General features: G+C 43.6%; 2 protein-coding genes and 1 tRNA gene. All 3 read right to left on the reverse strand.

Going from position 1 to position 1,621, the window contains the following annotated elements:
* Positions 1 to 113 precede the first annotated feature (113 nt).
* Positions 114 to 189: transfer RNA gene (locus tag ACIFQN_RS35550), tRNA-Thr, on the reverse strand.
* 247 nt (positions 190 to 436) lie between these two features.
* A complete protein-coding gene (locus ACIFQN_RS35555) occupies positions 437 to 1,306 on the reverse strand; it encodes a YitT family protein (RefSeq protein WP_429837761.1) in 870 nt (289 codons plus the stop codon).
* Between the two features lie 210 nt (positions 1,307 to 1,516).
* Positions 1,517 to 1,621 (reverse strand): zinc ribbon domain-containing protein (locus tag ACIFQN_RS35560; RefSeq protein WP_429837762.1); only part of this gene is annotated, 105 nt, incomplete at its 5' end.

Below are 1,621 nucleotides of genomic sequence, written 5' to 3' on the forward strand. Positions count from 1 at the left end.
AGTTTTCAAAGAGCATTTTTATCAACGCTTCACCAGCGCAGAATTTCATTTTATCACAATCGAACGAATTCATCAACTTTTAAATTTTGGATAAAAACGTTTGTGATATGTAGTGGTGCCGGCGATAGGACTTGAACCCACAACCCCCTGATTACAAGTCAGGTGCTCTACCAATTGAGCTACACCGGCATGGTGTTTATTCATGTTCGTGAGCGTTTTTCGTATGTGTCCCGTTCACGAGATTTAATATAGCATGTCTGATTTTTAAATGCAATAGAAAATCTAAAAATATTTCATTTTAAATAAAAAAATCTCTATTCAAGGCTACCTCAAGAGAAGTACCTCCTTGAAGCAGAAGGCTGTGAAGAAAGAGCAGAGAAGTAGATACCCTCTGCTCTTTCTTCATTAATAAAAGATCTATGGCGAGGTACTGCTCCTAGCCAACCCGGAATCCATCCCCCAATACTTCCTGGGCTGGGCATAATATGATGAACGCATCCGGATCAACCGAGTGCACCATGATTTTCAGCTTGCTCACTTCACTTTGGCTGACGACTGCCATGAGTACCTTTCGTACATCTCCGGTATATCCACCAGCTCCATCCAACAACGTAACTCCCCGGTCCAAATCGTATAGAATTGCTTCGCGCAATACTTCTGTTTCGTTTGAAATAATGTACGCTACCTTGGATGTATTCCAGCCCATCTGAACAATATCAATCGTTTTACTGGTTACAAAGAGAGCGATGAGGGCAAACAGCGCTTTTTCTGGATCAAAAACAATCCCGGCGAACAGAATAACCAGTCCATCAAATACGGCAACGCAAGCTCCCAAGCTGAAACCCGAGTACTTATGCAGAATTTGCGATGCAATAGCAAAGCCTCCGGTAGACCCTCTCCCTCGAAAGACGATCCCGATGCCAAGCCCAACGCCGATTCCTCCATAAATACTGGCTAGAAGAGGATTTGTGGTAAGCGGCTGCAAACCACTCGTTAGCATGACACATAAGGGAAGGATAATCGAGCCTATAGCAGCTTTCATACTGTATTGCCGATCCAAAAGCTTCAGTCCAAGTAAAAACAAAGGAATACTGCAGGCCCATTGTACAATTGCAGGTGGGAACCCGAACAAATTATGCAAAATGGTCGATAACCCGGAAACTCCCCCCGATGCAATTTGATTCGGATTAAGAAACAGATTGAAGCTGGTAGCCAGCACCAGTGATCCTACAATCAGCATGCCATACTCCATCGCTTTTCGTAGGGGACTATTCAATTCTCCGGGTGTTCGTCTCTTTCGTGCCATATAGTCCACTCCTGACATTTTCACATAGACAAAAGACGCACATACACTACCATGATTCGGTCAAAAAGAAAACCCTAATTTTAACTTTACTCCATCTGGCTACCTATTTTTGACACTCCCACCCCTAAAGGGGCAAGGTCACTAAAGGGACTGGGATTCTTAGCTAGTTTATCGTCCTCATTCCATTTCTGTTTTGGACAACTGCTAAGATTAGGGTATGCCATTACCCCTCCTAAACCAGACCGTATAGGTGTTTAGGCTGTTCGGGCATGTTTGACTTGTATAAGAAGGATTCACATATTCTACTCTGATGCC

This window comes from Brevibacillus sp. NRS-1366 (genome assembly GCF_050467985.1).